This is a genomic window from Mycolicibacterium sp. XJ2546 (genome assembly GCF_053483195.1).
In genome coordinates this window covers 242490-266375 of sequence record NZ_JBEFRW010000001.1, presented here as the reverse complement: position 1 = coordinate 266375, position 23886 = coordinate 242490, and the positions used below count along the sequence as shown (strand labels likewise).

Here is a 23886-nt window from a genome sequence, read left to right as displayed (position 1 = left end):
GATGCACGTTAACGAGACAAAGTGCGAGTAGGCTCCTCGCTAACGTACGTTTCGCGGTCATGCGGCGGACCTCTCGCGGGCGGCCTGGTCACCGAACTGGGTCTCGTACAGCTCGGCGTAGCGCCCGTCGCCGGCCAGCAGTTGCTCGTGGGTGCCCCGCTCCACGATGCGGCCGTCCTCGACGACGAGGATCATGTCGGCCGCGCGCACCGTGGACAGCCGGTGGGCGATCACGATCGATGTCCGTCCGGCCAGCGCCTCGTTGAGCGCTTGCTGCACGGCCGCCTCCGACGACGAGTCCAGCGATGCGGTGGCCTCGTCGAGCACCACCACCCGCGAGGTGCCCAGCAGCAGACGCGCGATGGTGAGCCGCTGCCGCTGCCCGCCCGACAGCCGATAGCCACGCTCGCCCACCACGGTGTCGAGCCCGTCGGGCATCGCGGCGACGACGTCGGCCAGCCGGGCGCGTTGCAGCGCCTCCCACAGCTGCTCGTCGGTGGCGCCGGGTGCGGCGAGCCGCAGGTTGGACCGAATCGAGTCGTGGAACAGGTGCCCGTCCTGGGTGACCACCCCGACGGTGTCCTTCAACGACGCGAACGTCACATCGCGCACATCGACACCGCTGAGCGTGATCGCGCCGGCGTCGACGTCGTAGAGCCGCGCGATCAGCGATGCGATCGTCGACTTGCCCGCGCCTGAGGAGCCGACCAGCGCCACCACCTCGCCCGGTTGCGCGGTGAACGAAATCCCGTGCAGCACTTCTTCGCCGCCGCGCGAGTCCAGCACCGCAACCTCCTCCAGCGAGGCCAGCGACACCTTGTCGGCCGACGGGTAGGAGAACCGTACGTCACGGAACTCCACGGCGACCGGGCCGTCGGGCACGTCGACGGCGTCGTCGCGCTCGCGGATCAGCGGTTCCAGGTCGAGCACCTCGAAGACCCGCTCGAAGGACACCAGCGCGCTGGCGATCTCGACGTGCGCGTTGGCCAGCGCGGTCAGCGGCGCGTACAGCCGAGTCAACAGCAGCGCCAACGCCACGATCGCGCCCGCCTGCAGGTGCCCGCCGATCGCCAGCCAGCCGCCGAGCCCGTACACCAGCGCGAGCGCCAACGCCGACATCAGCGTCAGCGAGTTCATGAAAACCGACTGCAGCATCGAGGTTTTCACCCCGATGTCGCGCACCCGCCCGGCCCGCACGGCGAACTCGTGCGATTCGGTCGCCGGGCTGCCGAACAACTTCACCAACGTCGCACCGGGTGCGGAAAACCGTTCTGTCATCTGAGTATTCATCGTCGCGTTGTGGATGGTCGTTTCACGCGCCAGGTCGGCCATCTTGGCGCCGATACGCCGGGCGGGCACGATGAACAACGGGGTGAGCAACAGCGACAGCACGGTGACCTGCCACGAGATGGTCAGCATCACCGCCAGCGTCAACGTCAGCGTCACCACGTTGGACACCACGCCGGACAGCGTGTCGGAGAACGCCCGCTGCGCACCGATCACGTCATTGCCCAACCGGCTGACCAAGGCGCCGGTACGAGTGCGGGTGAAGAACGCGACCGGCATCTTCTGCACGTGGTCGAACACCGCGGTGCGCAGATCGAAGATCAGCCCCTCTCCGATGTTCGACGACAGCCACCGCGTCATCAGTGTCACCGCCGCTTCGGCCACGGCGACCAGGGCGATCACGGCCGCGAGCAGCACCACGATGCGCGGGGCGCCACCGTCGACGATCGCGTCGATGACCTTGCCGGCCAGCAGCGGCGTCGCCACGGTGAGCAACGCGCTGACGATACTGACCGCGACGAACGCCCACAGTTTGCGGTGGTGCCGCGCCGCGAACCGCCAGATGCGGCTCAGCAGGGCCCGGTTTGCCAGCGAGCGCAGGTCGCCGCCGCGGGCACGCGTCTGCCGGTACAGCGTTTGCCGGGCGACCGTTTCGATACTCATGAATTCACCGTAGAACCTCAACAAAAGATGAGGTCAATTGTTCCGGTGTGCCGCGCCGCGGCTGTTGATCGCGCCGGGCCAAGTCCGCAGCTTCCCGCGGTTGGCCCCTGGTTTCAGGCAAGATTGTGCATATGGACAGTGCTGCTGCATCGCCCCGGGTGCTCGTAGTCGACGACGACCCCGACGTGCTGGCCTCGCTCGAGCGCGGCCTGCGGCTGTCCGGGTTCGACGTGGCCACCGCCGTCGACGGCGCCGAAGCGCTCCGCAGCGCGACCGAAACGCGGCCCGACGCGATCGTCCTGGATATCAACATGCCGGTGCTCGACGGCGTCAGCGTGGTCACCGCGCTGCGTGCGATGGACAACGACGTGCCGGTCTGCGTGCTCTCGGCGCGCAGTTCGGTCGACGACCGCGTCGCCGGTCTGGAGGCCGGCGCCGACGACTACCTGGTCAAACCGTTCGTGTTGCAGGAACTGGTCGCGCGGGTCAAGGCGCTGCTGCGCCGGCGCGGCTCGACCGCGACGTTCTCGTCGGAAACCATCCAGGTCGGCCCGCTGGAGGTCGACATCCCGGGCCGGCGCGCCCGCGTCAACGGCGTCGACGTCGACCTGACGAAACGTGAATTCGACCTGCTGGCCGTGCTGGCCGAGCACAAGACCGCGGTGCTGTCGCGCGCGCAGCTGCTCGAACTGGTCTGGGGCTACGACTTCGCCGCCGACACCAACGTCGTCGACGTGTTCATCGGTTACCTGCGCCGCAAACTGGAGGCCGGCGGCGCACCTCGGCTTCTGCATACCGTGCGCGGCGTGGGGTTTGTACTGCGGACGCAGTGAGATGAGCCTGCTGTCGCGGATTTTCCGCCGTACTCCCTCGCTGCGGCAGCGGGTGGCGTTCACCAGCGCGATCGCGGGCGCCATCGTCGTCGTCATCGCCGGGACGGTGGTGTGGGTCGGCATCACCGACGCCTGGAACGAGCGGCTGGACCGCCGCCTGGATGAGGCCGCCGGGTTCGTGATCCCCTTGCTTCCGCAGGGTCTGGACGAAATCCCCAAGTCACCGAACAACCGGGACGTCGTCATCACGGTGCGCCGCGGCAACCAGGTGGCGTCCAATTCCGACGTCGTGCTGCCGGAGCTGGAGTCCGGTTACGCCGACACCAACGTCGATGGGGAGCGCTACCGGGTAAGAACGGTCGACATCCCCTACTTCCCCGGCCCGATGTCGGTGGCCGTCGGCGCCACCTACGACGCGACCATCGCCGACATCAACAACCTGCACCGCCGGGTGATCATCATCTGCACGCTGGCGATCGGTGCGGCGACGCTCGGCGGGTGGGTGCTGGCCGCGTTCGCGGTGCGCCCGTTCAAACGGTTGGCGCAGCAGACCCAGGCCATCGACGCCGGGGACGCCGATCCCGACATCGACGTACGCGGCGCCACCGAGGCCGTCGAGATCGCCGACGCTATGAAGGGCATGCTGCAGCGCATCTGGAACGAGCAGGACCGGACCAAGGCCGCGCTGACGTCGGCGCGCGATTTCGCGTCGGTGTCCGCGCATGAACTGCGCACCCCGCTCACGGCGATGCGCACCAACCTCGAGGTGCTCGCCACGCTGGATCTGCCCGAGGAGCAACGCAAAGAGGTCGTCAACGACGTCATCCGCACGCAGTCGCGCATCGAGGCCACCCTCGCCGCGCTGGAGCGGCTGGCCCAGGGCGAGCTGTCCACCGCCGACGACCACGTCCCCGTCGACATCACCGAACTGCTCGACCGCGCCGCCCACGATGCGATGCGGGTGTTCCCCGACCTCGACGTGTCGTTGGTGCCCGCGCCGACGGTGATCATCATCGGTCTGCCCGCCGGGCTGCGGCTTGCGGTGGACAACGCGATCGCCAACGCCGTCAAACACGGCGGCGCGACAAGGGTTCAGCTGTCGGCGGTCAGCTCGCGCGCCGGGGTGGAGATCGCCATCGACGACGACGGCGTCGGCATTCCCGAAGAAGAGCGCAAAGTCGTGTTCGACCGGTTCTCCCGCGGGTCGACGGCGTCGCACTCCGGATCCGGGCTGGGCCTCGCGTTGGTCGCCCAGCAGGCCGAATTGCACGGTGGCACAGCGACGTTGATGGACAGCCCGCTCGGCGGAGCCCGGCTGCTGCTGCAGCTACCCGGCGTGCGCTAGTAGTTCAGCGGGTGGCCAGCAGGTCGATGACAAAAATCAGAGTCTTGCCGGACAGGCGATGCCCACCGCCGGCCGGACCGTAGGCCTGCTCGGGCGGGATCACCAGCTGGCGCCGGCCGCCGACCTTCATGCCGGGGATGCCATCCTGCCAACCCTGGATCAGCCCGCGCAGCGGAAACTCGATCGACTCGCCGCGGTTCCACGAGCTGTCGAACTCCTCGCCCGTGTCGTACTCGACGCCGACGTAGTGCACTTCGACGCTGGCGCCGGGCACCGCTTCGGCGCCGTCGCCGACGACCAGGTCGGTGATGGACAGCTCCGCGGGCGGAGGTCCGTCGAGAAACTCGATCTCGGGCTTTTGCCCTGAAGTTGCGCTCACCGGTTTCACGGTAGTCGGGCAGACTGGGTGAATGGCTACCGACCAAGACATTCTCGCTCAGGTCAACAAGCTGGTCGCCGAAGAGCAAGAGCTGCGCGCCAAGGTGCAACAGCACGAGATCGACGAGTCCGAAGAGCATCGCAGGCTGCGTGCGGTGGAGGTCGCGCTCGACCAGTGCTGGGATCTGCTGCGGCAGCGACGGGCGTTGCGCGACGCGGGCGGTGATCCCCGCGAGGCCCAGGTGCGCCCGCCCGACGAGGTCGAGGGCTACCTTGGCTGAGCCGTGACGCCAGACGTCGGAGCCGCTCCGGCGGCGACATACGACGCAGTCATCGTCGGAGGCGGGCACAACGGCCTGGTCGCGGCGGCTTATCTGGCGCGTGCCGGTCGACGGGTGCAGGTGCTCGAACGCGTCGACCACGTCGGCGGCGCGGCGGTGTCCGCCCACGCCTTCGACGGCGTCGATGCGCGCATGTCGCGCTACTCGTATCTGGTGAGTTTGCTGCCCCGCCGCATCATCGACGACCTCGACGCCCGGGTGCGGATGGCGCGTCGGCGCTATTCGTCCTACACCCCCGACCCGGCCACCGGCGGGCGCACGGGCCTGCTGATCGGGCCGAAGTCGACGTTCGGCGCCGTCGGGGCGTTGTCCGACGAGGCGGGCTTCGCGGAGTTCTACCGCCGCTGCGGTGCCGTCACGTCACGGTTGTGGCCGACGCTGCTGCAGCCGCTGACAACGCGGCGCGAAGCGCGCCACCTTGTCGGCGACGACGCGGCCTGGCAGATGATGGTCGACGAACCGATCGGGCACGCGATCAGCGACGCGGTGTCGTCTGACCTGGTGCGCGGCGTGATCGCCACCGATGCGTTGATCGGCACGTTCGCGCGCATCGACGACCCGTCGTTGATTCAGAACGTCTGCTTTCTGTACCACCTGTTCGGTGATTGGGATGTGCCGATCGGCGGGATGGGCGCGGTCAGCGGTGCGCTGGCCGCTGCCGCCGCCAGCCATGGTGCCGAGATCATCTGTGGCGCAGAGGTTTACGGTATCGATCCGGGCGGGGAGGTGCGTTACCGGCGCGGCGGCGACGAGTATCGGGTGCATGGTCGCCATGTGCTGGCCAACGTGACGCCGGCCGTGTTGGCGCGGCTGCTGGGCGATCCCGAGCCGGAGGTGACCCCCGGCTCCCAGGTGAAGGTCAACCTGATGTTGCGCCGACTCCCCCGCCTGCGCGACGACAGCGTCACCCCCGAGCAGGCGTTCGGCGGCACATTTCACATCAACGAGACATACAGCCAGCTGGACCGCGCCTATGCGCAGGCAGACCACGGCGTGGTGCCGGATCCGTTGCCGTGTGAGATCTACTGTCACTCGCTGACCGATCCGACGATTCTGTCCGACGAGTTGCGTTATTCGGGTGCACACACTTTGACGGTTTTCGGGCTGCACACCCCACATCAGCTGGTGACCTCGGGTGAGACCGACCGGATGCGGGATGCGTTGACATCGGCGGCGCTGAAGTCGTTGAATTCCGTTCTGGCCGAGCCTATTCAAGATGTGTTGATGGAGGAGTCAGCAGGTCGGTTGTGCATCGAAACCAAGACCACCGTCGATCTGGAGCGTTCGCTGGGCATGACGGCGGGCCATATCTTTCACGGCGCGCTGTCGTGGCCGTTCGCCGAGGACGACGAACCCCTCGACACGCCTGCGCAGCGCTGGGGCGTGGCCACCGGACATACCCGAATCCTGTTGTGCGGCTCAGGATCGCGTCGCGGCGGCGCGGTGTCGGGAATCGGTGGCCACAACGCGGCGATGGCGGTGCTGGAGGCGATTTCGGCGCGCTAACGGACGCTCAGGGTGCATGAGCGCGCCGAAATCACCCCACCAGCGGAGCGAGGTTCTCGGCTGACCGCAGCGCGCGCCCCGACGTCGAATAGATGCCGAGCGCCACGATCACCACACCGAGCGCCGCGCAGATCAGCCACAGCGGTCGGGCGGCGACGGCGAAGTCCGCGTCCGTGGGCGCCAGCGCCGCGCCGGCCACCGAACCGCACAGCGCCACACCGATAGCCACCCCCACCTGCCGGCTCGTCGTCGCGATCGCCGACGCCGCGCCGGCCCGGTCGATCGGCATGCCGCTGACCGCCGCGTTGGTGATCGGCGCGTTCACCATCGAGAACCCGATGCCGAACACCGTGAAGATGACGAGCAGCTGCCACACCGGCGTCGTCGCACTGAGCCCGGCGAGCATCAGCGTCGAGGCGGCGATCGACCCGCCAGCCGCCAGCAGCGAGGGCCGGCTTCCGAACCGACCCACCCACCGGCCCGACAGCGGTGAAAATACCAGGGCGCCAACGGCAATCGGCAGATAGGTCAACCCGGTGTCCATGGCCGAGAAGCCGCGCTCGTCTTGCAGGTAGATCGACATCATGAACAGGAACGCACCCCAGGCCGCGAACGAGCAGACCGCGATCACCGTGGCGGATGTGAGCGGGATGCTGCGGAAGAAGCGCAGGTCGATGAAGGGGTCGCGGTGGCGCGACTCGTGGACGAGGAAGAGCACGAGCGCCGATGCCGCGAGCACCAGGATCGCAATCGTGCGCGGATCGGTCCACCCCATGACCGGACCTTCGATGAGCACGTACACGATGCCGAACAAGAAGGCCATGCCCAACCCCTGGCCGATCGGGTCGAACGCGCGCCGCGTCGGCGACTTCGATTCCGGCACAAACAAAGCCGTCAACGCGATGGCGAGCGCACAGATCGGCAGGTTGATCCAGAACACCGAACGCCAGCTGACGTACTCGATCAGCGCACCACCGACGATCGGGCCCAGCGCCATCGAGATGCCGACGACGCCGCCCCAGATGCCGATCGCACGGGCCCGTTCGACGCGGCCGGTGAAGACCTGCGTGATGATCGACATCGCTACCGGGTTCAACATCGAACCGCCGATGGCCTGCAGCAGGCGTGCGGCGATCAGCGTCTCCATGTTCGGGGCGATGCTGCACAGCAGCGATGCCGACGCGAAGATGGTCAGGCCCAGCTGAAAGATGCGTCGGCGGCCGAACCGGTCGGCTGCGGCGCCGGCGAGCAGCAGCAGCGACGCCAGCACCAGCGTGTAGATGTCGATGACCCACTGCAGCTGGGACGCGGAGGCGTTGAGGTCGGCGCGGATGCTAGGGATGGCGACGTTGACGATCGTCGCGTCCATCGACACGATCAGCAGGCTCAGGCAGCAGGTCACCAGGATGATGGCCTTGCGCCGAGAGCTCATCTCAGGCGAGCGCACAGCTAGGTACGCCTCTCTCGGCGATTTGCGTACCGGAGTGCGGGCTCGCCGAACAGAAGGCGGGGGCTAGCGCTTGTCGAGGCCGACGTAGTCGCGTTCGGTGTAGCCGGTGTAGATCTGGCGTGGACGGCCGATCTTGCCGCTGCCCTCGTCGTGCATCTCCCGCCAGTGCGCGATCCACCCGGGCAACCGGCCCAGCGCGAACAGCACCGTGAACATCCGCGTCGGGAAGCCCATCGCGCGGTAGATCACCCCGGTGTAGAAGTCGACGTTCGGGTAGAGCTTGCGCTCGACGAAGAAGTCGTCGGTGAGCGCGACCTCCTCCAGCGACTTGGCGATGTGCAGCAGTTCGTCGTCGCCGCCGATCTTGCCCAGGATCTTGTCGGCCTGCTCCTTGACGATGCGCGCCCGCGGGTCGTAGTTCTTGTACACCCGGTGCCCGAAGCCCATCAGCTTCACGCCGTCTTCGCGGTCCTTGACCTTCTTGACGAAGTCGTGCACGTCGCCGTCGGCCTGACGGATCTTCTCCAGCATCTCCAGCACGGCCTGGTTCGCGCCGCCGTGCAGCGGGCCCCACAGCGCGTTGATGCCGCCGGAGATCGAGGTGAACAGGTTGGCCTGCGAGGAGCCCACCAACCGCACCGTCGACGTCGAACAGTTCTGCTCATGGTCGGCGTGCAGGATGAACAGCATGTCCAGCGCCCGCACCAGCTCCGGATCGACCTCGTAGGGCTCGGCGGGCAACCCGAACGTCATCCGCAGGAAGTTCTCGACCAGGCTCATCGAGTTGTCCGGGTACAGGAACGGCTGCCCGACCGACTTCTTGTACGCATAGGCCGCAATCGTCGGCAGCTTGGCCAGCAGCCGGATCGTCGACAGCTGGACCTGCTCGTCGTCGAACGGGTCCAGCGAATCCTGGTAGTACGCGCTCAGCGCGTTGACCGCGCTGGAGACCACCGGCATCGGGTGCGCGTTGCGCGGGAAACCGTCGAAGAACCGCTTGAGGTCCTCGTGCAGCAGGGTGTGCCGCTGGATCTGGCCGGTGAACTTGTCGAGCTGCTCGGGGGTGGGCAGCTCGCCGTAGATCAACAGGTAGCTGACCTCGATGAAGTTCGATTTCTCCGCGAGCTGATCGATCGGGTATCCGCGGTACCGCAGGATGCCGGCTTCACCGTCGATGTAGGTAATGGCGCTCTTGGTGGACGCGGTGTTGACGAAGCCCTCGTCGAACGTGGTGTAGCCCGTCTTCGCCAGCAGCGAACCCAGCGCGATGCCATCGGCCCCTTCGGTCGCGGAAACGATGTCGAGGTCAATCTCGCCGCCGGGGTAGGAGAGGGCGGCTTGCTTGCCTCCACTACTTGGGTTATCGGCCACGGGGATCCCTTCTTCGCTGCGGGGGATGAACGACAGACAGTATGTCCTACCCAAAAGTAGTCCCATCCAAGCCGTCATGCCCGGGCGGGGGCGACATTAGTTCAGACCAGTTGCACAACCTCAGACATCAACCCGGTGAACTCGGCGTAGGTGTCTTGGAGGCGGGTGACGATGTCGTCGACGCCGATCTGCTCCCAGTCCAGCCCGTGGTCGGTGAGGTCGGCAAGCGCGGTCATGGTGATCACCCCCCACACCGAGGACACCAGCTGCAACGCCCGGTCGCCGGTGCCGACGCCCATGCGTTTGGCCAGTTCCACGGTGAGGGAATTGGAGCGGTACTCGGTGGCGGCCTGACGCAGGGTGGGCGACGTCATGATGATCCGCACGCTGAGGACCAGGCGGTGCGCGGACAAAGCCCCCGGCCCGGTGCTTTTGACGCTTCGGTACATCCCCACGTATGCCCGGCACACCGCCTCGAGGTGGCTGATGTCTGCGGGCTGGGCGGCCAGTTCGACGGCGACGACTTCGATCGCCTCGTCGATCAACGCGAACGCGATGGCGTCCTTGGTCGCGAAGTACCGGCTGAAGGTCCGCGGTGAGACGTCGGCGAGCGCGGCGATCTGGTCCACGGTCGTGCGCTCGAAGCCCTGCCGTTGGAACAACTCGACGGCGGCGTCCAACAGCATCGCGCGGGTCCGTTGTTTCTTGCGCTCACGCAGACCGAGCTCCGGACCCCCCTTTCCACCAGCCACAAAGGGCATGCTAACCGGCAAACATATGAACACCCTTAGAAAGTTGTCCACATCCGACAGTTGGCGCTCGCCTTCGTTTGGCAGCCTCGGCCATCTGAGTGTATGTCACGGTTGCAGCCGCTCGACGCGCCCGTCGGCGCCCAGGGTCACGCGAATCCTGTTATGCAGCCGGTCTTCCCGCCCCTGCCAGAACTCGACGACCTCGGGTGCGATCAGATACCCGCCCCAGTGCGGCGGAACCGGGATGGTGACCTCGTCCGCGAACCTCTCGATGACCTCCGCCATCTGATCCAGCAACGCCGCGCGCGACGTGATCGGCTGGGACTGCTGGGATGCCCACGCGCCCAACTGCGAACCGCGCGGCCGCATGGCCCAGTAGTCGGCCGTCTGTTCGGCGGACACCTTGCTCACCGGGCCGCGGATGTGTACCTGGCGGCCCAGCAGGTACCACGGGAAGGTTGCCGATGCGTACGGGGTGGCCGCCAGGTGAGCCCCTTTGGCGGAGTCGTAGTTGGTGAAGAACGTGATGCCGGCCTCGTCGATGCTCTTGCACAGCACGGACCGGGTGACGGGTGCGCCCCGGTCGTCGACGGTGCCGACCACCATGGCGTTCGGTTCCACCACACCCGCGCGTTCGGCGTCGGCTAACCAATTGCGCAGCAGCGCAACCCACCCCGTCGTCGGGTCGGGGCCAAGCCAGTCGACGTCCAGATCCGGGCTGCCGTCCTTTTCCACCGAGCCGTATTCCACCCGCATCCTCGCCAAGTGCTCGTCGTGCTGCTGTACCACGCGATCACGCTACGCTTCGCACACCGGCCGAGGTGCCGCGAACCGGTAGACGGCGGGACCAGCGCGGGTGCGAGAATCGGCCCATGGCTAGCCCGTCCCCTCTGGTCCCCGAGGACTTCGTACCCGGACTCGAAGGCGTCGTGGCCTTCACCACCGAGATCGCCGAACCCGACAAGGACGGCGGTGCGCTGCGGTATCGGGGGGTCGACATCGAGGATCTGGTCGGCCAGCGGGTGACGTTCGGCGACGTGTGGGGTCTGCTGGTCGACGGCAGGTTCGGTGCCGGCCTGCCGCCCGCGGAGCCGTTTCCGCTGCCGATCCACAGCGGCGACGTGCGCGTCGACGTGCAGGCCGGCCTGGCCATGCTGGCCCCGATCTGGGGCTACGCCCCGATTCTGGACATCGACGACACGACCGCGCGCGACCAACTGGCCCGTGCGTCGGTGATGGCGCTGTCCTACGTCGCGCAGTCGGCCCGCGGCATTTACCAGCCCGCCGTGCCGCAGCGCCGGATCGACGAATGTGCCACCGTGACAGAGCGATTCATGACGCGTTGGCAGGGCGAACCCGACCCCAGACACGTCGAGGCCATCGACGCCTACTGGGTGTCGGCGGCCGAACACGGGATGAACGCATCGACGTTCACCGCTCGGGTGATCGCGTCGACCGGCGCCGACGTGGCGGCGGCGCTGTCCGGGGCGATCGGGGCGATGAGCGGCCCGCTGCACGGCGGCGCGCCGGCCCGGGTGATTCCCATGATCGAGGAAGCCGAGCAGACCGGTGACGCCGCGGCGGTGGTCAAGGGCATCCTGGACCGCAACGAGAAACTGATGGGCTTCGGCCACCGCGTGTACCGCGCCGAGGACCCCCGCGCGCGGGTGCTGCGGGCCACGGCCAAACGGCTGGGCGCGCCCCGCTACGAGGTCGCCGCCGCGGTGGAGCAGGCCGCGCTGGCTGAACTGCGGGATCGCCGACCGGACCGGGCCATCGAAACCAACGTCGAGTTCTGGGCGGCGGTGATGCTGGACTTCGCGCAGGTGCCGACGCGGATGATGCCCGCGATGTTCACCTGCGGACGTACCGCGGGCTGGTGTGCCCACATTCTCGAGCAGAAGCGCCTCGGCAAGTTGGTGCGCCCGTCGGCGATCTACGTCGGGCCAGAACCGCGCCCGTTGCAGTCGGTCGACGGCTGGGACCAAATCGCCAAATCGTGACCAGAGCTGTCTTCGCCTCTGCGGCAAGGTGTTTCGTCGACCTTGTGCGCGACATCCCGACGGGGGCGTGGGACATGCCGGGCCTGGGTGACTGGGACGTCCGCTCGCTGGTCGGTCACACGTCGCGGTCGCTGACCACCGTCAGCAGCTACCTGAAGACCGCCGCGGAACTCGAAGACATCACCACCCCGCAGGAGTACTACGTGCGCGTCACCCCGTCGGCGCTGGGTATCGACCCGGCGGCGGTCGCCGAACGGGGACGGCAGGCGGGCCGCGCACTCGGCGAGGATCCGGCAAGCGCGGTCGAGGCGTTGAGGTCGCAGGCGCTGCGCGACCTGGAAGCCGTCGACGACCCGCTGATCGAGGTGATCGGCGGACTCGGCATCCGATTGCACACCTATCTGCCGACGCGCACCTTCGAGCTGGCTGTGCACGGCATGGACATCGCACGCGCCGTCGGCCTTTCCTTCTCGTTGCCGACCGACGTGTTGGCCGAGGCGGTGGAGCTGGCGACCAGGGTGGCGGTCACGACCGGAGCGGGCGAGACGGTGCTGTCGGCGCTGACGGGGCGCGCGGGCCTGCCGCCGTCGTTCTCGGTGGTATGACGCGCCGACACTTGCGGTACGCCGAAATGCAGCAAAAACTCCCGCCGCGGATTCTATGGTGGTCGAGTGCGCCACATTGACCGACGCAACATGATGTTGATGACCGGGTTCGGCCTCTTGGCGGCCGCGGTCCCGCTCCCCAAAGTCCACGCGCAGCCCGCCCCAGCGGGCCAGGCGCAAACGTTCTTGTTCGCCGATGAGTTTGACGGGCCCGCGGGCTCGGCGCCCGATCCGTCGAAGTGGTCGGTCGCCAAGGCCCGCGAGACGATTAAGAACCCGGTGTTCTGGGACCGCCCGGAGAACATGGGCCAGTACCGCGACAGCCGCGAGCACGTGTTCCTCGACGGCAACTCCAACCTGGTCATCCGCGCGACGCGCAACCCCGACGGCAAGTACGTCAGCGGCAAGATCCAGGGCAATTGGTGGGGTCCGATCAACACCACCTGGGAAGCCCGCATCAAGTTCAACTGCCTGACCAACGGGTGTTGGCCGGCGTGGTGGGTGATGAACGACCATCCCGAGGTCGGCGGTGAGGTGGATTTGGTCGAGTGGTACGGCAACCAGGACTGGCCGTCGGGCTCCACGGTGCACGCGCTGCTGGACGGCACGTCGTTTGCGACCCAGCCCTATCCGGTGGACAGCGCCTGGCACACCTGGCGCATGACCTGGACCGATGCCGGGATGTACTTCTGGCAGGACTACGTGCCCGGCAAAGAGCCCTACTTCGAGGTGCCCGCGTACTCGATCGAGCACTGGCCGTTCAACCATCCCGGCTACTCGATGTTCCCGGTGCTCAACCTTGCGGTCGCCGGGTCGGGCGGCGGTGATCCCGCCGGCGGTGATTACCCGGCCGAGATGCTCGTCGACTGGGTGCGTGTCTTCTCCGGCTGACCGAGGCTCCATTTTTGTCGGTGCCCGCTGATTTCATGGGCGTCGTACCGATGAATTGCGGGCACTGGCCCGGTCGGTACGGATAACCCCGTGCGGGGCCGCCAGATAACGAGAGGACGCCCATGGCCATTGAAGTTCAGCCCGCCGTATCCCCGATGCTCACGGTCAGCGACGGCGCGGCAGCCATCGACTTTTACGTCAAAGCGTTCGATGCCGAGGAACTGGGCCGAGTGCCCGCGCCCGACGGTAAGCGGCTGTTTCACGCCGCGCTGCGCATCAACGGGACGCTGGTGATGCTCAACGACGACTTCCCCGACATGAACGACGGCAAGTCGGTGACGCCGGAAGCGTTGGGCGGTTCGCCGGTCACCATCCACCTCACCGTCACGGATGTGGACGCCAAGTTCCAGCAGGCCGTCGACGCCGGCGCCACCGTCGTCATGCCGCTCGAGGACATGTTCTGGGGCGACCGGTACGGCGAGGTGCGCGACCCGTTCGGGCACATGTGGTCGTTGGGTCAGCCGGTGCGCGAGGTCAGCCAGGAGGAGATCGACCAAGCGGTCAAGCAGATGCAGTAGGCGAGGTCAGGCGCCGCCGGGAACGTAGTTCTGCAGCACGTCGATGGGCAGCGCGTTGGCGCCGGTGATGGCGCTGATGGCCGCGATGCTGTCCGGCTTCGGGGTGCGTTCGAGCTCGGGGGTTGTGGGGTCCGATCCGTAGAGGCCGAAGTGCAGGTCGTAGCCGTGCGCCCATTCGAGGTTGTCGACAAACGACCAGTAGATGTAGCCGCGGATGTCCACGCCGTGAGCGACGAGGTCCTGCACGACCGCGATGTGGTTGGTCAGGTACGACGGTCGTTTCGAGTCGCCGGCGTCGGCGATGCCGTTCTCGGTGATCCAGATCGGCTTGCCGTAGGAGGCCGCGACTTCGAGCACCTCGCGGAAGCCGCCCGGGTCGGTGGGCTGGTTGAAGTCGCTGCACGTGGGCGAGCTGGCCGAGCAGCGCACGGGCAGGCCCTGCAGGAACGGGATGCCGGGCACCGGGGCCAGCCCGAAACCCTGCATCGGCTGCGAGCCGTAGTACTGCACGCCCAAAAAGTCGACCTTGTCCATGAAGTCGGGGTGGATCTCGTCGAGCGTTTTGATGCCGTCGAAGTTGGCGTCCACCCAGCCGTCGATCACGGCGTTGGGGAACCAGTGGTTGTAGTACTTGTTCCAGGCTTCGGCGGCCTGCACGTCGAGCGGGTTGTTCGGGTTGGCCGGTCGCGCGGGGATCATGTTGTTGCTGAAGCCGACGGACGCGGCGGGCTGACCGTCGGTCGCCGCCGTGGTGTCCCAGGTGTGGATCGCGTCGTAGGCGGCGACGTGGCCCTTGGCCTGGTTGACCAGGAAGGTGGCGGCCAGGTCGGGGCGCACGATCCCCGGCGGCCAGTGCGGGATCGGGCTGCCGGGGATCGGCGGTGACAGGTATTGGGTCAGGATCGGTGGGAACGGCTCGTTGAGCGTCACCCAGTGGTCGACCTGATCGCCGTACTTCCAGGCCAGATACGCCGCGTACTTCTCGTATTCGACGGGCGTGGACGACGACAACCAGCCCGCCGAGTGGGCGGGCAGCCCGAACTGGACCAGCAGCCGCGTCTTGGCCGGGTCGTGCACCCACACCGGCAGGGTGAAGTGCGTGACGGTGACCATCGGCTCCAGGCCGTGCGCACGCAGCGAGGCCAACACGTCACGGTAGTGCTCGACCTCCTGCTGGTTGGCCAGCGCATCGAGCGCCTGCAGGTCGGCCAGGCTGACACCGCCACCTTCATCCGAGATGTCCACCGACGCCGTCGATTCCGGGAAGATGCGGCTCCACTCGATGCCCATCCGGAAGGTGTTCATGCCCAAGTCGTCGCGAGCCAGCGCCGCGTCGGCGTCGTAGTTGAGGTAGGCGCCCGGCCCGTCCTCAGGCACCCCTCTGGTCAACCCGAGCAGCTGGTTGAACGGGTCGTGGGTCCAGCGGTACCAGTCGGAGTTGGTGTCCATGGGCACCCCGGGACCGCCTTCGGCCTGAAAGCCCGAATGCGCGACGCCCCAACCAAATCCGTCGGGGAATGACAGGTCGACGCCGTCGACCGGGGTGACGTTGACGGTGATGGTGCGGGTGGCCCGGTGACCTCCGCCGGGATAGACCAGGTTGCCGACGATCGGCACGAACTGCAACAGCCCCCGGGGTCCGTGAATGTGCAGTCCGGCGGCCGAGTCGTCGGCCACCACGGTGAACGAGTCCCACCCGCCGACCGCCGCCATGGCGTTCATCGGCCGGTAGGTGAAGTTGCCGTCGGCGTCGAGCTCGACCACACCGCCGTTGAGCGGACGACCGACGACGGTGTAGGTCAGCGGATCTCCGTCGCGGTCGGTGATGCCTACGTTGCCGGTGATGATCACCTCGCCGTCGACGAGGCTCTGCGTGTAGGGCAACAGCTCGGCCGACACCCTGGGTGTGGAGTTGAACAGCTCGCGTCGCACCCACGCCAGCAGCGTCCACACGGTCGGCGGGCCGCTCGGCGGCGCAGGCAGGCCCGCGGCGAACGGCGCCAGGACCGCGTTGACGACGCTGAACACGATGCCCGTCACGTAGGTGATGGCGGTGCTCGGGTCGAACGCGGTGGGCCACGGTCGCAGCGACGGGAACGCCGGCGCGTTCCACGTGGTGACCGTCGCAGCGGTCGGTGAGGAGGTTTGTGCGGCAAGCGAAGTGATGGCCACCTCGGCGGTGTCGGGTGGCGACGCGTCGATGGTTTCGTCGTCGTCCGCGTCGTTGTCGACGTCATCGTCGAATCGGGTGGCGTTGATCGTGGCGGTGGGCGAGGCGGCGACGGGCTCTTCGGCGGCGGACCCGTCAGTACTATCGGGTTGCTCGGCCTCGGCTTCAAGTTCAACTTCGACTTCCGGTTCGGGCTCCGGCTCAGCTTCGGGCTGCGACTCGGGCTCGGCGTCGAGCTCGAGTTCAGCTTCCGGCTCGGGCTCGACTTCCAACTCGGCTTCGGCTTCGGCTTCGGCTTCCGGCTCAGGCTCGGCTTCCGGGTCAAGCTCGGAGTCTGATTCGGCGTCGACGCTGCTCTCATCAGCCTGCGGCGACTCCGCGGTGCGGAGACTCGAGGATTCCGACGACGGTGCGCTCGGCGACTCGCCACCGGACCCGTCTGCCCACGCCATTCCCGAGCCATAGCCGGTGGCCACCGCGATTCCGACTCCCAAGGCGACAGCAAGACTTCCGACCCGACCGACGTATGCCGCAGCGTTCATGCTGTTGCTATACCGTCGAAGGCGCGGTTTATCAGGCGATTCGGCGGATTCGTCGGCGGCTAAGTTCGCAAACTGCGTTTCTGCAGAGGAAGTTCGAGTAGCGGCCAGCTAAACCGCAGTCTCGCGGGTACGGAGGGTCAGCGGCGCAAACCGGCGAGCACGCGTTCGTGCAACGGCGGCTTGGGCGCCTCCGCCGCGGCGGCAAGCATGTCGGCGACCGCGGTGAACTTGTTGCGCGGACGATCACCGCCACCGCGGGCGACTTCCGCGGCGTCGATCGTGCGCCATCCAGCCGCATCGACTACGTCCGGACACCTGCGTCGCACCAGCTTGTCCAGCGCGCCCGGCTTGTCCGCCGGATCGACCAGCAGGCCGTCGTTGTAGTCGGCGACCAGGTTGTGCACGGTCTGCGCGGCGCAGGACTTGTTGGTGCCGATGAACCCCGTCGGCCCGCGTTTGATCCACCCGGCCACGTAGCTGCCGCGCACCGGCGCAGCCGTGTGGTCGAGGACCCGGCCGCCGTCGTTCGGCACCAAGGCCTTGGTCTCGTCGAATGGCAGGTCGCGAACGGGCTTGCCGCGGTAGCCGATTGAGGTCAGCACCAACCCTGCGTCGAGCCGGCGAACATCGTCGTCGCTACCGGTCACGGTGAACTCCACACCGTCGGCGCGCCGCGTACCGCACACCTGCTTGGGTGTCAGGTGATAAGCCAACCGGATCCGGGGCCGGGTCGCCGGGGCTGCGGCGTCACCAAGCCGGCTGAGAATCCGCAATTTGTTGCGCGACAACGGGTCTGTGGCGGCAGCCAGATCCCGGGCCACACGTTCGTGATCGGCGGCGTCGAGCACCACATCGCAAGCGGCCGACAGCCCGATCAACTCCGGCAACGTGAACGCCGAATCCGCGGGACCGCGCCGGGCGGCGATCACCACCTCGCGGACCTTCGAGGCGCGCAGCGCGTCCAGCGCATGGTCGGCGATGTCGGTACGCGCCAGCACATCGGGATCGGTGGTGAGGATGCGGGCGACATCCAGCGCGACGTTGCCGTTGCCGATAAGGACCACGCGCTCGTGCCCGAGATCGACTGGCAGCGAGGTGAATTCAGGATGACCGTTGTACCAGGCGACGAATTCGGTGGCGGTGCCGGTGCCCGGCATCGCCATGCCGTCGATGTCGAGGCGACGGTCGTTGGGCGCGCCGACGGCGTAGAGCACGGCGTGGTGGTGGGCCAGCAGATCGGCGTGCGTGAGGTCGGTTCCCACCTCGACGTTGAGATAGAACGCGAACCCAGGCTGGTCGGCGATCTTGTCGAAGAGCCGCGTCACCTGCTTGGTGCTCTGGTGGTCGGGTGCGACACCTGCGCGCACCAGTCCGTAAGGGGCGGGCAACCGCTCGAAGACGTTGACCCGCACACCGCGCTGGGTGAGTAGTTCGTCGGCGGCGTACATCGCCGCGGGACCGGAGCCGACGATCGCGACGGTCAGCGGCCCACCGGGGCGCGGATCGATTTTCGGCGCATCGGGCACCGGCGCCAGCTTCGACGTCGGCGGCAGCTTACCTTCGCGCTCAGGGTAAAAGGCAGCGTTGAGTTCGACGAACGGCTGCTGCTCGGGCGTCAGCTGGGTATCGGGCGCGATCGCCCCCACCGGGCAGGCCGATACACACGCACCGCAGTCAACACACGCCGCGGGGTCGATGTAGAGCATCTCGGCGGTGGCGAAGCCGGGTTCGTCCGGCGTCGGGTGGATGCAGTTCACCGGGCAGGCGAAGACACAAGACCCGTCGCCGCAACACGACTGGGTGATCACATGGGGCACGAAGCCTCACGCCTCCTTGGGGTTACGCGGCGGCAGCGACGACGTGCTGGCGGGCCGGTTCGCTGCGGTAGCGGCTGGGCGGACCGTCGATCTTGCAGATCCGCCACACCAGCTTCGCGATCGGGTTCATCAAACCGGTGTCATGGCACAGCATCCGGACATCACCGAACATGTCGCGCAGCATCTGCCGCGACTCCGGCGAGCGGAAGAACACTTCCTTGCGCACCGAACGCGGGATGTCGAATTCCTTCCAGAACGCACGCGGCGGAACGATGATCGCCGAGCACAGGATCCGCATGACCAACGGCACATAGATCGACAACCCGAACCGCTTGCGGCGCGGCAGGTGCGGAAGCCGCTTGCGCAGGTACTCGTGCGCGAACGAGATGTGGCGAGCCTCCTCGGCGACGTGGATGGCCATCACCCGTTCCATGATGGGGTGCAGCTCGCGCCCTTCGCGCAGCACGTTTTTCTGCGTGTGGTCGATGGGCTCCTCGCCGGCAAGGATGCCGAACCAGAACGGGATCGGCAGCGGCCCGGCCACCAACGGGATCACCGGCTGGACCCACTTGAGCAGCCGCGGCATACCCGGCACGTCGGCGCCGATACGGTTCACCATCTCCTGAAACATCATGGTGTGGTTGCACTCTTCGACCGCCTCGTGCAGGCAGTAGCGGTATTCCGGCGAGCCGTTGGGCGTCCAGAACGCGTACTCCATCAGGCCGCGGATCAGGATCGACTCGAAGTGCAGGCCGACCTTGGCGACGTTGGCCTGCCGCCACATCCCGATCTCGATCTGCCGCTCGACTGGTTGCGCCTGATACCAGGGGTGCCGGCCGAACGGGTCGGTGCCCGGCAGAATCCAGCGCGGGTCGTTGTCGACGACTTCGAACTCCGGAGAGTCCCAGTCGATGTCGGTGTACGGGTTGAAATTGCGCCGTACCGAGCCCTCCGAGAGGGTGTTCAGCATTTCGGCGTAAGCCTTGTCTTCGGGGCTGTCGCCGATCTCCATGTTGCGACGCCAACGCCTGACCATGCGTGTCCGGGCCATTCGAAGCCTCCCATGAGGTTTACATCTACCGGGCAGATGTACACAGTACCGGAGGTATCGCATATTTGGTAGACCCGCTGGCCAGGATGTGGTCCAGCCACGCCAGCCCACGACTATGTGACACGCGTCACAGAACGGAACCTACCGCTTCCCGAAGTCCCCTGCCGCCGACATCTTCATGCCGTTGCTCACCGTCGAGAAGCCGGCTTCGGTGAATCCGCAGTCGGTGATGATCGCGCGGTGGCCCGGGCTGTTCATCCACCACTTCACCGCGGCATCGGGGTTGCGGGCGGTGCCGGTGCCCCAGAAGACGACCTCGCCCACGGTGGCGTTGGGCCCATAGCCGGCGTCGCGCACCCGCTGCACGACCGACGATCCGTCCGTACCGACATGGCCCTGCGCGCCGTTGACCAGCACGTCGTGGGCGTGCCGCGCGGCGGCGGCCGCAAGCTGCGGGTTGGGCGCGACCGGGCCGCAGCCGTTGGCCGCACGGGTCGCGTTGATCAGGTTCAGCACTGCGCCGCCCTCGTCACCGCCGTTAGCCTGGGCCGGCGCGACAGCGAGCATCGACACGAAGAGCATCACGGCCGCCGTACAGGCCGGCGGGTAGGTCGAAACTTTCCCTCTAAACACGTGCCCCCCAGAACGGGCTCGATTTTTCGGTCCCCCGACCTGAGGCCAAGTATGACCGATCGGGCACCGATGGATAACGTTTCGGCCACATTTTCAGATTTTCCGGCGTTTCTGCCGGCCGACATCCCGGCCGTAGCTGCCCAACGGCGGTCATTACTCTTGGGTCCATGGCCGAACTGACGATTCCCGACGACCTCAAGCCCGGCGACGGACGGTTCGGCTGCGGGCCCTCCAAAGTTCGGCCCGCGCAACTGCGGGCGCTGGCCGACGCGGGCGATCTGTTCGGCACGTCGCACCGGCAGGCGCCGGTGAAGAACCTGGTCGGTCGCGTCCGCGACGGGTTGCGGACACTGTTCTCGCTGCCCGACGGCTACCAGGTGATCCTCGGCAACGGCGGCACCACCGCGTTCTGGGATGCCGCCGCGTTCGGCCTGATCGACAAGCGCTCGCTGCACCTGACCTACGGCGAGTTCAGCAGCAAGTTCGCCTCCGCGGTGGCCAAGAACCCGTTCGTCGGCGACCCCGTCGTCATCAAGGCCGACCCGGGCAGCGCCCCCGAACCCCAGGCCGACCCGTCCGTCGACCTGATCGGCTGGGCGCACAACGAAACCTCAACGGGCGTCGCGGTTCCCGTGCAGCGACCGGACGGTTCCGGGGACGCGTTGATCGCAATCGACGCCACCTCGGCGGCGGGCGGGCTGCCGGTGGATATCCGTGACGCCGACGCCTACTACTTCGCACCGCAGAAGAACTTCGCCAGCGACGGCGGCCTGTGGGTCGCGATCTTCTCGCCGGCCGCGCTGGCCCGCGTCGAGGCCATCGCCGCCTCGGGCCGCTGGGTGCCCGAGTTCTTGTCCCTACCGATAGCGATCGACAACAGCCTCAAGAACCAGACCTACAACACCCCGGCGATCGCCACCCTGGTCATGTTCGCCGAGCAGCTCGACTGGATGCTGGGCAACGGCGGACTGGACTGGGCGGTCAAACGCACCGCGGACTCGTCGCAGCGGCTGTACGGCTGGGCGGAGGCGTCGCAGTTCGCCACGCCGTTCGTCACCGATCCGCAGCTGCGCTCGCAAGTGGTGGGCACCGTGGATCTCACCGACGACGTCGATGCGGCGGCCGTGGCCAAGACGCTTCGCGCCAACGGAATCGTCGACACCGAGCCGTACCGCAAACTCGGGCGCAACCAGCTGCGGATCGGGATGTTCCCGGCGATCGAACCCGACGACGTCAGCGCGCTGACCGCATGCGTCGACTGGGTGGTGGAACGGCTCTGAGGTCACCGCGTGTCTGCGCGGTAACGGGGAGATAACGCAGTAGGGTCCGGTTGATCGGGCTTGGCGCTAGCCCTGAGGAGGTCGGCATGCGAGAACTCAAGGTCGTTGGTCTTGACGTCGACGGCAAACACATCGTCTGCGAGGCCGACGGCTCTTCGGAGAAGTTCATTCTGCGCTCAGATGAGCGGTTGCGGGCGGCTGTGCGTGGCGACAGAAGCGGCTCGAGTCAAACACGAAGCGATGTCGAGGTCTCAAACGTGCTGCGTCCCAAAGAAATTCAAGCCCGGATCCGCGCGGGTGCGTCCGTCGAACAGGTTGCGTCCGCTGCAGGCGTCGACGTGGAACGCGTCGAACGCTTCGCCCACCCGGTGTTGCTGGAACGCTCACGCGCCGCAGAACTGGCGACCGCGGCGCATCCGGTGCTCGCCGACGGCCCGGCGGTGCTGACCCTGCTGGAGACGGTGACCACGGCCCTGATCGCGCGCGGCTTGAACCCCGACGCGACCACCTGGGACGCCTGGCGCAACGAGGACGGCCGCTGGACCGTGCAGCTGGCGTGGAAGGCTGGCAAGTCCGATCTGCAGGCGCACTTCCGGTTCACCCCCGGTGCCCACGGCGGCACGGTGACCGCGTTCGACGACGCGGCCTGCGAGCTGATCGACCCGAACTTCGCGCGGCCACTGCGGCCCGTCGCCCCGGTCGCCGATCTCGACGACGACGAACGGCCGATGCTGCCCGATACGGCACCGACCGCCCAGGCCGCAGCCGAGCCGGAACCCCGAACCGAGCCGCCCGCCGAGCCGAAGCCGGCGCGGGCCCGCAAAGGTAAGCCGCCGGTGCCGGCCTGGGAGGACGTGCTGTTGGGCGTGCGCTCCAGCGGCCAGCGCTAACTTTTCTACCGCCGAGCAGACGCGAACTCGCATCAGAACCGCGTGTTGCGTGCGAGTTTGCGTCTGCTCGGCGGTAGAACGCGGTCACCCGCCGACGGCGATGGCTGCCACCGCGATCCAGGCCCCGGCCACCCCGACGCCGGCCCCCAGCACGAACCACCGCCAGACCGGCAGCTGGCGCCAACCCCACACGGTCGGCGCCAGCCCGCCGACGGCAACGAGGTTGAGACCGAGCGCCAACAGCGGATGCACGCGCATCAGCCCGAGGCTGAGCACCACGATTGCCGCCGCGATGACAGCCGCGACGAACGCCGCGACCGTCAGACCCATGGCCCACGGCGTCGAGTCGTCGGTCACGAATCCAACCTAGTCCGTTCGTAGAACGCCAGCGCGGCAGCCGTCGCGACGTTGAGCGAGTCGGTAGCCCGCGACATCGGGATCCGCACCCGCAGATCGCTGGCTCGCATCACGCGTTCGGTGAGGCCGGGACCTTCGGCGCCGACGAGGATGGCGACCTTGCGGTCTGCGAGGGCAGGCATCACGTCGGCCAGCGTGTCCGCCGCGGGATCAGGGGTCATCGCCAGCAGCGTAAACCCGTTGTCGCGCAACACCTGCAGATCTTTGGGCCAGTCACTCGCCCACGCGTAGGGCACCAGCAGCGCATGACCCATCGACACCCGCACGGCGCGCCGGTAGAGCGGGTCGGCGCAGCCCGCGCCGAACACCACCGCGTCGACGTCGAGCCCCGCGGCGTTGCGGAAGATCGAGCCGAGGTTCTCATGGTCGTTGACACCCTCGAGCACCGCGACGGTACGGGCGCACCTGCCCGATGTCGCCGGCCCCCCGGCTCCGGCGAGCACCGCCGGGAGCGACAACTCTCCCGGACGCGACGCCGACGCCAGCACGCCGCGGTTGAGATGAAAACCGACCACCTCGGCCATCACGTCGGGCGCCACGCGGTAGTACGGCGCGTCGACCCCGTCGAGGTCCGCGGCCAACTCGGCGAGGCGGCGGTCGTTGCCCATCACCGCGCGCGGGGTGAACCGCGAGGCCAGCATCCGCTGGACCACCAGCACACCCTCGGCGATCACCAGGCCCTTGCCGCTGGGCAGGTCGGGACGGCGGTCCACGCTGTTGAGATCTCGAAAGTCGTCTAGCCGCGGGTCGGCGGGGTCAGCGACGTCAACGACGTTCACGTGCAGAAGGGTAGCGATCGGCTACGTTGATCAGCGATGTCAGCCAACGACCCGGTGCCCCCTTCGCTGCCGCCGGCGCTGCTCAACCCGTGGCCGGTTATTGTGGTGATCGTCGCAGGTTGGGTGGTCGCCGCGGTGCTGTCGTTCACCGTGTCGGGGTTGGCGGAGTGGAGGCCCTACACGGTGGCCGGACTCGGCGTCGGCGCCCTTGGCACGGTCATCTTCCTGTGGCAACGCTCCGCAGTGCGCCGCGGCGCCCGAGGCGCACAGAGCGGGCTGGACTGAATTCGGCGACCAGACAAGG

General features: G+C 67.6%; 23 protein-coding genes. 11 read left to right on the top strand and 12 right to left on the bottom strand.

Annotated features, from left to right (window positions below; all coding sequences use genetic code 11):
* Positions 1-57: 57 nt before the first annotated feature.
* Entirely contained in the window at positions 58-1950 is a 1893-nt protein-coding gene (locus tag ABQE44_RS01390; protein ID WP_448427892.1) for an ABC transporter ATP-binding protein, read from the bottom strand.
* 131 nt (positions 1951-2081) lie between these two features.
* Here ABQE44_RS01390 and prrA point away from each other — a divergent pair, with 131 nt between their 5' ends.
* Both prrA and ABQE44_RS01380 read left to right on the top strand, forming a co-directional pair.
* Positions 2082-2783, top strand: a complete 702-nt coding sequence (gene prrA, locus ABQE44_RS01385; protein WP_448393710.1) for a two-component system response regulator PrrA — start codon at positions 2082-2084, stop codon at positions 2781-2783.
* 1 nt (position 2784) lies between these two features.
* On the top strand, positions 2785-4128 hold the full coding sequence (locus tag ABQE44_RS01380; RefSeq protein ID WP_448393709.1) for a HAMP domain-containing sensor histidine kinase: 1344 nt from the start codon (positions 2785-2787) through the stop codon (positions 4126-4128).
* 4 nt (positions 4129-4132) lie between these two features.
* Here the strand turns inward: ABQE44_RS01380 and ABQE44_RS01375 are convergent, their stop codons facing one another.
* A complete protein-coding gene (locus tag ABQE44_RS01375) occupies positions 4133-4558 on the bottom strand; it encodes an FKBP-type peptidyl-prolyl cis-trans isomerase (RefSeq protein WP_448427890.1) in 426 nt (141 codons plus the stop codon).
* Here ABQE44_RS01375 and ABQE44_RS01370 point away from each other — a divergent pair.
* Positions 4539-4787 carry a DUF2630 family protein gene (locus tag ABQE44_RS01370; RefSeq protein WP_448393707.1) on the top strand — a complete coding sequence of 83 codons (249 nt, stop codon included), beginning with the start codon at positions 4539-4541 and terminating at the stop codon, positions 4785-4787. The genes ABQE44_RS01375 and ABQE44_RS01370 overlap by 20 nt on opposite strands.
* 3 nt (positions 4788-4790) lie before the next feature.
* Positions 4791-6353 (top strand): phytoene desaturase family protein, encoded by a 1563-nt coding sequence (locus ABQE44_RS01365; RefSeq protein WP_448427888.1) that lies wholly within the window; start codon positions 4791-4793, stop codon positions 6351-6353.
* Between the two features lie 31 nt (positions 6354-6384).
* Here the strand turns inward: ABQE44_RS01365 and ABQE44_RS01360 are convergent, their stop codons facing one another.
* The 4 genes from ABQE44_RS01360 to pdxH all read right to left on the bottom strand — a co-directional run bounded on the left by ABQE44_RS01360 (position 6385) and on the right by pdxH (position 10682).
* Positions 6385-7785: a DHA2 family efflux MFS transporter permease subunit gene (locus ABQE44_RS01360; RefSeq protein WP_448427886.1), complete on the bottom strand. Its 1401-nt coding sequence runs from the start codon at positions 7783-7785 to the stop codon at positions 6385-6387.
* An 81-nt stretch (positions 7786-7866) separates the two neighbouring features.
* Positions 7867-9174, bottom strand: a complete 1308-nt coding sequence (locus tag ABQE44_RS01355) for a citrate synthase (RefSeq protein WP_448393704.1) — start codon at positions 9172-9174, stop codon at positions 7867-7869.
* A gap of 101 nt (positions 9175-9275) precedes the next feature.
* On the bottom strand, positions 9276-9935 hold the full coding sequence (locus tag ABQE44_RS01350) for a TetR family transcriptional regulator (protein WP_448427884.1): 660 nt from the start codon (positions 9933-9935) through the stop codon (positions 9276-9278).
* Between the two features lie 96 nt (positions 9936-10031).
* Complete coding sequence (gene pdxH, locus ABQE44_RS01345) at positions 10032-10682, bottom strand: pyridoxamine 5'-phosphate oxidase (RefSeq protein ID WP_448393834.1); 651 nt, start codon at positions 10680-10682, stop codon at positions 10032-10034.
* Between the two features lie 116 nt (positions 10683-10798).
* On the opposite strand from pdxH, the gene ABQE44_RS01340 reads away from it, so the two are divergent.
* The 4 genes from ABQE44_RS01340 to ABQE44_RS01325 all read left to right on the top strand — a co-directional run bounded on the left by ABQE44_RS01340 (position 10799) and on the right by ABQE44_RS01325 (position 14003).
* Positions 10799-11929, top strand: coding sequence for a citrate synthase 2 (locus ABQE44_RS01340; RefSeq protein WP_448393702.1), 1131 nt, complete (start codon positions 10799-10801; stop codon positions 11927-11929).
* Positions 11926-12534, top strand: coding sequence for a maleylpyruvate isomerase N-terminal domain-containing protein (locus ABQE44_RS01335; protein WP_448427882.1), 609 nt, complete (start codon positions 11926-11928; stop codon positions 12532-12534). The genes ABQE44_RS01340 and ABQE44_RS01335 overlap by 4 nt, the downstream gene beginning before the upstream one ends.
* A gap of 75 nt (positions 12535-12609) precedes the next feature.
* Positions 12610-13425, top strand: coding sequence for a glycoside hydrolase family 16 protein (locus ABQE44_RS01330; protein ID WP_448393833.1), 816 nt, complete (start codon positions 12610-12612; stop codon positions 13423-13425).
* A gap of 122 nt (positions 13426-13547) precedes the next feature.
* On the top strand, positions 13548-14003 hold the full coding sequence (locus tag ABQE44_RS01325; protein WP_448393700.1) for a VOC family protein: 456 nt from the start codon (positions 13548-13550) through the stop codon (positions 14001-14003).
* 6 nt (positions 14004-14009) lie between these two features.
* Here ABQE44_RS01325 and ABQE44_RS01320 read toward each other — a convergent pair whose 3' ends face one another.
* The 4 genes from ABQE44_RS01320 to ABQE44_RS01305 form a co-directional block, all read right to left on the bottom strand.
* On the bottom strand, positions 14010-16715 hold the full coding sequence (locus ABQE44_RS01320) for a family 1 glycosylhydrolase (RefSeq protein ID WP_448393699.1): 2706 nt from the start codon (positions 16713-16715) through the stop codon (positions 14010-14012).
* 137 nt (positions 16716-16852) lie between these two features.
* The gene (locus ABQE44_RS01315) at positions 16853-18532 is read right to left on the bottom strand and encodes a 4Fe-4S binding protein (RefSeq protein ID WP_448427880.1); all 1680 of its coding nucleotides are present in this window, start codon (positions 18530-18532) and stop codon (positions 16853-16855) included.
* A gap of 22 nt (positions 18533-18554) precedes the next feature.
* A complete protein-coding gene (locus tag ABQE44_RS01310; protein WP_448427878.1) occupies positions 18555-19583 on the bottom strand; it encodes an AurF N-oxygenase family protein in 1029 nt (342 codons plus the stop codon).
* A gap of 141 nt (positions 19584-19724) precedes the next feature.
* Complete coding sequence (locus ABQE44_RS01305; protein ID WP_448393696.1) at positions 19725-20165, bottom strand: CAP domain-containing protein; 441 nt, start codon at positions 20163-20165, stop codon at positions 19725-19727.
* 218 nt (positions 20166-20383) lie between these two features.
* On the opposite strand from ABQE44_RS01305, the gene serC reads away from it, so the two are divergent.
* Positions 20384-21496, top strand: coding sequence for a phosphoserine transaminase (serC, locus tag ABQE44_RS01300; RefSeq protein ID WP_448393695.1), 1113 nt, complete (start codon positions 20384-20386; stop codon positions 21494-21496).
* Positions 21497-21582: 86 nt separating this feature from the next.
* A complete protein-coding gene (gene sepH, locus ABQE44_RS01295) occupies positions 21583-22386 on the top strand; it encodes a septation protein SepH (RefSeq protein ID WP_448393694.1) in 804 nt (267 codons plus the stop codon).
* An 84-nt stretch (positions 22387-22470) separates the two neighbouring features.
* Here sepH and ABQE44_RS01290 read toward each other — a convergent pair whose 3' ends face one another.
* Positions 22471-22743, bottom strand: a complete 273-nt coding sequence (locus ABQE44_RS01290; RefSeq protein WP_448393693.1) for a DUF2537 domain-containing protein — start codon at positions 22741-22743, stop codon at positions 22471-22473.
* Positions 22740-23588 (bottom strand): TrmH family RNA methyltransferase, encoded by an 849-nt coding sequence (locus ABQE44_RS01285; RefSeq protein WP_448393832.1) that lies wholly within the window; start codon positions 23586-23588, stop codon positions 22740-22742. The genes ABQE44_RS01290 and ABQE44_RS01285 overlap by 4 nt, the downstream gene beginning before the upstream one ends.
* 30 nt (positions 23589-23618) lie before the next feature.
* Here ABQE44_RS01285 and ABQE44_RS01280 point away from each other — a divergent pair, with 30 nt between their 5' ends.
* Complete coding sequence (locus tag ABQE44_RS01280; RefSeq protein ID WP_448393692.1) at positions 23619-23867, top strand: DUF2530 domain-containing protein; 249 nt, start codon at positions 23619-23621, stop codon at positions 23865-23867.
* Positions 23868-23886: the final 19 nt, after the last annotated feature.